7 protein-coding genes are annotated in these 5841 nt (G+C 65.5%); 6 read left to right on the top strand and 1 reads right to left on the bottom strand.

Translation table 11 applies throughout. From position 1 onward, the window contains the following. Positions 1–328: 328 nt before the first annotated feature. Positions 329–1072 (bottom strand): GntR family transcriptional regulator, encoded by a 744-nt coding sequence (locus tag GSQ76_RS25545; protein ID WP_158746916.1) that lies wholly within the window; start codon positions 1070–1072, stop codon positions 329–331. Positions 1073–1168: 96 nt separating this feature from the next. Between GSQ76_RS25545 and GSQ76_RS25540 the strand changes: the two genes are divergently transcribed. The 6 genes from GSQ76_RS25540 to GSQ76_RS31440 form a co-directional block, all read left to right on the top strand. Next, entirely contained in the window at positions 1169–2005 is an 837-nt protein-coding gene (locus GSQ76_RS25540) for an ABC transporter ATP-binding protein (protein WP_254070629.1), read from the top strand. After that, positions 2002–2781, top strand: coding sequence for an ABC transporter permease (locus tag GSQ76_RS25535; protein ID WP_158746915.1), 780 nt, complete (start codon positions 2002–2004; stop codon positions 2779–2781). The genes GSQ76_RS25540 and GSQ76_RS25535 overlap by 4 nt, the downstream gene beginning before the upstream one ends. Before the next feature lie 4 nt (positions 2782–2785). Further along, complete coding sequence (locus tag GSQ76_RS25530; RefSeq protein WP_158746914.1) at positions 2786–3463, top strand: hypothetical protein; 678 nt, start codon at positions 2786–2788, stop codon at positions 3461–3463. Positions 3464–3465: 2 nt separating this feature from the next. Next, on the top strand, positions 3466–4506 hold the full coding sequence (locus tag GSQ76_RS25525) for an ABC transporter substrate-binding protein (protein WP_158746913.1): 1041 nt from the start codon (positions 3466–3468) through the stop codon (positions 4504–4506). Next, complete coding sequence (locus GSQ76_RS25520; protein WP_158746912.1) at positions 4503–5519, top strand: ABC transporter substrate-binding protein; 1017 nt, start codon at positions 4503–4505, stop codon at positions 5517–5519. The genes GSQ76_RS25525 and GSQ76_RS25520 overlap by 4 nt, the downstream gene beginning before the upstream one ends. 12 nt (positions 5520–5531) lie before the next feature. Beyond that, a partial coding sequence (locus GSQ76_RS31440; protein WP_216851294.1) for an SDR family NAD(P)-dependent oxidoreductase occupies positions 5532–5841 on the top strand: 310 nt, incomplete at its 3' end.

The raw sequence follows: 5841 nt of genomic DNA, 5'->3' as shown, positions 1-5841 counted from the left end.
GGCGGAAGCTTATGAGTTGATCAGAGGTCTGGAAGAGAGCGGCTTTACGATCATACCGCTCAACCCGCCAACTTGATCAGCGATCGATAAACTGAATATCACTCTTTAACTGGATCGCCATGCTCCGGGTCCGCTTTCGGGCACGCCTGCGCCGCGCTCTATAACCGGCATTGGTCGACTCCGGCCGATGGCACCCAACCCAGATGAACGGCAGCTATCTCGCCGACACTGCCCTAAATCTGCCGGACCGGAATCGGCCAACTGTGGATGCTTCCCAATTTAGGAGGTGCAGCACGGCTTTTTTGCAGCAACAGTGCAGCCCATCGGACTAGACTTGTTTCATGCGGTAACTGAGCCCGATGTCTCCTCGGTAAAGTGGACGGCCGTAAAGGATTGGCTCACCTTCCCGATCGAAGTAGACGTGCTCTCGTATCAGCAAGGCGGCACCGTGCTTGACTCCCAGTTGAGCCGCAGTCTCGGTATCGGCCGTTTCGGCTGTGACGTTGACCAGGATCACCGGTATACGTTCCCCGACTAGGCTACTCATGATTGCGTGCATCGAGTGTCGTCCCAGCATGTCAGACGTGACTGCCTGCGCGAATGGCTCAGGCAGAAAACGTATGTCCAAGCAGATAGAGTCCAAGTCGATCAAGCGCAGCCGTGCGATCCGCCTCAGCTTCGTGCCTGGTGGCCGCTGCAACCACTGCGCGATGGGCTCGTCGGCAGGCACTATCTCGTCAGCCAGCATGCGATAGGTCACTTGCCTGTCTGACAAGCCGACCTGTTCCTCGAACGATCGTACGCTCTCGGTATCTATGGGAGAGGCAACCTGTGGCCGTGGCGCTACGTAGGAGCCCCGCCCGACATGGCGAACAATCAGGCCCTCGTACACCAGCCGGGTCAGCGCGTGGCGCACCGTGGCGCGCGTGGTATGGAACGCGTCGGCCAGTTCCGTGTCGGACGGAACACGGTCTCCAACCGCCAGTTCACCCGACAGGATGCGGCTGCGCACCTGGTCCTGAATGCGCATGTAGATCGGGGTGAACCGGTCGGCGGCCTGGCTGATGGACATGACCCAGACTACTACGTCGCTAACTGGTAGCCTAGTTGACTATACCATCAACCTCGTCCTTACTGATCCAAAGGCGCCGTAACGGAGCCGACCGGGATGGGGAACGCGATGGCCATCGGCGGGTATGGTGCCGACCGACATTCGGATACGACGGCCGATGCCGTGCGTTTCGACGGCGTCACGATCGGTTTTGGTGACTTCATCGCCGTGCGCGATGTCGATCTGTCAGTCCCCCCTGGTGAGTTCCTGTGCATCGTCGGGCCGAGCGGCTGCGGCAAGAGCACTATCCTCAACGTCATTACCGGCCTGCTGAAACCACGCACCGGCACCGTCACACTGTCCGGGCAGACCCTGCGTGGGTTGAACCGGGACGTTGGCTACATGCTGCAGCAGGACGGCCTGCTACCCTGGCGCACCGTTCTGGACAATATCGCGCTGGGTCCCCTGTTCAAGGGCAAGCCGAAGGCAGAGGCACGCGCCCTGGCAGCCCCTTGGCTGGACAAGATCGGCATGGCCGGGGTCGGCGAGCGCTACCCGTGGCAGTTGTCGGGCGGCATGCGCAAGCGGGTTGGGCTGGCACAAACGCTGATCATGCAGCCGCGCATCCTCTTAATGGACGAGCCGTTCTCCGCCCTCGACATCCACACGCGCCACCTGATGGAGAACGAGCTGCTGCGCCTGTGGGAAGAGGCGCGCAGCACCGTCGTGTTCATCACCCACGACCTGGAGGAAGCGATTTCCCTTGGTGACCGCGTCGTCGTTATGGCCGCCGGGCCGGCCAGCCACCCGGTGGCAAGCTTCGCGATCGACCTGCCGCGGCCGCGGGACGTGGCGGAGATACGGCTGACCGAGCCATTCCTACGGTTGCACCGGGACATCTGGGACGTGCTGCGCGGCGAGGTCATGCGCAGCCACACGACGGTGCGCGCATGACCTGGCAAGGCCGCGTGCGCACCTGGCAGCTGACGCTGCTGGTGCTCGTGCTGGCGGGATGGGAGCTGGGGGCTGCCACCGGCCTCATCGATCCGTTCTTCCTGCCGCGGCCGTCGGCGATCCTGCGCCGGGTGGTGGCCTGGGCCGGCTCGGCGGACGTCTACAACGACCTAGCCATCACGCTAACGGAAACGGTCCTGGCCTTTGGCATCGGCACGCTGTTAGGGGTCGCGGCCGGGCTGTGGCTCGCGCTGGCGCCGTTCGCTGCCGCGGTCGCCGATCCTTTCATTAAGGCACTGAACGCTTTGCCGCGCGTGATCCTGGCGCCGATCTTCGCGCTGTGGTTTGGGCTGGGTATCCTGTCCAAGGTTGCGCTGGGCGTCACGCTGGTCGCCTTCGTCGCCTTCTTCAACACCTACCAGGGCGTGAAGGAGGTGAACCCGGTCGTGGTCGCCAACGCGCAGATCCTGGGCGCCGGGCGGGGGGCCATGCTGCGCCACGTGTACCTGCCGGCCGCCGCCACCTGGATCCTGTCCAGCCTGCGCGCCTCCATCGGCTTCGCGGTGATCGGCGCGGTGGTGGGGGAGTACCTTGGGTCGGCTGCCGGCATCGGCCATCGTATCGCGGAAGCGGACGGGCTGTTCGATGCGGTGGGGGTGTTCGCCGGCATGACGGTGCTGTCTGCCTTCGTTCTGCTGCTGGACGGCTGTGTCAGCCTGCTGGAGCGGCGACTGGTCACCTGGCGCGCCCCCGCGCTCAACGCCAACCAGGGATGACATAATGGGCACACTGATCGGCAAGGGTGCGCTGGCGCTATGGATCGACATCCTGCCGGACAAGCAGGACTTGGCCGATGCCTGGTACATCGGCGAGCACATGCCGGAACGGATCGATGTCGCGGGCTTCCACCGAGCCCGCCGCTTTGTCGCCGTGCAGGGCGCGCCACGCTACTTTACCTTGTTCGAGGCCGACACCGCGGACGCGCTCGCCGGGCCCGGCTACCTAAGTTTGGTGCACACGGTGAGCCCGGCCACCCACCAGGTGCGCCCCGCCTTCCGCAACGTCGCACGCATGACGTTCGATATCACGCACAGCGCCGGGCGTGGCGAGGCTGGCCTGATGGCGACCCTCCGCGTGACGCCACCTCTAGAGGGAGCCGACGCGCTGCGGGCGGCGATCGTGGACCAGCTGTTCCCCGCGCTGCAGCGCAATCCACGGGTGGTAGGCTGCCATCTGCTGGAGGCCGCGCCTGCGGTACGCGCGCGCATGGACGCGGTGCGGGAGACGGGATCGGCCGACCAGGGTGCCGACTGGGCGGTGTTGGTGGAAGCGACCGATCCGGCCGACTTCGCCCCGCTCGCCACCGCACCGGGCGACATGTTGCCCAGAGACGGCACGATGTTTGCCATTCACGCGTTCCAGTACTGCGTCGCCCGGGCTCCGGCTCAAGGAGGCTGATCATGCTCATCAACCGTCGAACCCTTCTGGCCGGCGCCACGGTGCTGTCCCTGACTGACGCGGCGCTGCCCCTGGCGGCCCGCGCGCAGATCGCCGCCGCACCGGAACGGGCGAACGTCACGATCGGCTACGGAACGTTCCTGCTCGGGCTGATGCCGCTGCCGCTGGCCGACAACCTCGGCTACTTCAAGGACGCCGGTCTGAACGTTACCGTGCAGAACTTCAACGCCGGCGGCTCCGCCCCGGTGCAGGCGCTGCTCGGCGGGTCGACGGACGCGGTGTTCGCCTACTACGACCACACGATCGAGGTCCAGGCGCAAGGCAAGGACGTGGTCAGCGTCGTGCTTGTCACCCGCAACCCCGGTTGGGTACTCGGCGTGCGCACTGACCTGAAGGATGTCATCCGCACCCCGGCCGACTTAAAGGGGCGTAAGGTCGGCGTGTCCGCCCTGGGCGCGTCCAGCGACTTTCTGGTTCACTACTTCGCGGGCCGCAGTGGGCTGCAGCCGCGCGATGTCACGACCATCGCGGTCGGTGGCGGCGCGACGGCGATCGCCGCGATCGAGCACAAGACGATTGACGCACTGGTGGCGTTCGACCCCGCGTACACCCTGCTGGCACAGAAGGGCCTGGTCTACGGCTTGGTCGACACCCGCTCCCAGGCCGGCTCGCTGCAGGCGTTTGGCGGTAACTACCCGTCCACCGTGCTGTTCGTCACCCGTCGCTTCATGGAGGCTAACCCGGTGACCGTGCAGCGCATGGTCGACGCCTTCGTCCGCACCCTGCGGTGGATGGGCAAGGCAAGTGCGACGGAGATCGCCGATCATCTGCCGGACAAGTACTACCTCACGGACAAGCCGACGTTCGAGCGTGTGGTCGATGCGTCTCGCGACATGTTCACGCCGGAGGGCAAGTTCGACCTGACCGACCTGCAACGCGTTGCCACCGTGATGAAGGAGGCTTCGCCGATCGTCGCGGCCGGCAACGTCGACATCCGTCAAACCTACACCGAGCGGTTTGTCGACGCGGCGGTGGCATCGTGAGCTCGACACGGCGTGGCGTTCTGCGCGGTGCCGCCGCGCTCGGAGGCACAGCGCTTGGGGGCGTGACGCTGGTCAGGCCGGCGCGGGCGGCCCCGACGAAATTAACCATCACGATCGGCAGCTATCTGATTACCTACCTGCCTGTGCTGCTTGCTGGGCCGCTCGGCTACTTCAAAGACGCCGGGCTGGACGTGACGGTGCAGAACATCCAGGGCGGCGGCGGCAAGGCGATGCAGGCGCTGCTCGGCGGGTCAAGCGACATCGTAGCCGGCTATTTCGATCACACGGTGGAGGTGCGTGCCCAGAACCAGGACGTCGTGTCCTTCGTGCTGCTCAGCCGCTATCCCGGCATGGTGCTGGCCGTACGTGCCGATCTGGCCGACACGGTCAATTCCGCCAAGGACCTGGTCGGGCACCGTATCGGCATCGTTGGCCTCGGCGCGTCCGGCGACTTCTTCATCCGCTACTACGCCAAACGCTCCGGCATCGACCCGTCCAGCCTGCGCTTGGTCGGCGTCGGCTCCGGCAACACTGCCGTGGCGTCGATCGAGAACAAGCTGGTCGACGCCATCGTCACCTTCGACCCGGCGGCCACCCTGATGCAGAGCCGTGGCCTGACGCACACCCTAGTCGACTGCCGCACGAAGGCGGGAACGGAAGCGGCCTTCGGCGGGCCCTATGCGGGTGCCACGCTCTACAGCAAGGGCGGCACCTTGGCCGCCCAGCCTGATACGATGCGCAGTGTGGCCGCTGCCATGAAGAAAGCGTTGCATTTCATCGCCATCAGCACGCCCGAGCAGATCGTTTCGGCACTGCGGCCGGAGGACGTGCTGGGGGACCGCTCAGCCTTCACCACGATGATCAAGGAGTCGGTCGACATGTTCTCGCCCGACGGTGCGTTTGACCTGGCGGACCTGCAAACGCCACTCACCGTGCTGCAGGCCGTCGTGCCCAGCGTGGCCGGGGTCAAGGTCGACCTGTCCAAGACCTACACCAACAACTTCGTTAGATAGGGCGTAAACGCGATGGATCTCGGATTGAAGGGCCGCACCGCCCTGGTGACCGGCGCCAGCCAGGGTATCGGCGGCATGGTGGCACGTATGCTCGCGATGGAGGGCGTGCAGGTGGTTGCCGCCGCCCGCCGCGTGGAGATGATCGAGGCCGCGTCCGCCGAGGTAGTCGCGGCCGGTGGCACGGCGATGAAGGCCCTGAAGGCTGATTTCTACCCGGATGGTGCATCGGAGGATCTAGCAGCCCGTGCTCTGGCGGAACTGGGCCACATCGACATCCTGATGAACGCCGCTGGCGGTAGCCGGCCCATCCCGTTCGAGGCGA

The organism is Acidisphaera sp. L21 (assembly GCF_009765685.1).
In the GTDB taxonomy this organism is placed as follows: Bacteria; Pseudomonadota; Alphaproteobacteria; order Acetobacterales; family Acetobacteraceae; genus LMUY01.
The sequence above is the reverse complement of the archived record's forward strand: the minus strand, read 5'-3'. Positions and strand labels throughout refer to the sequence as shown.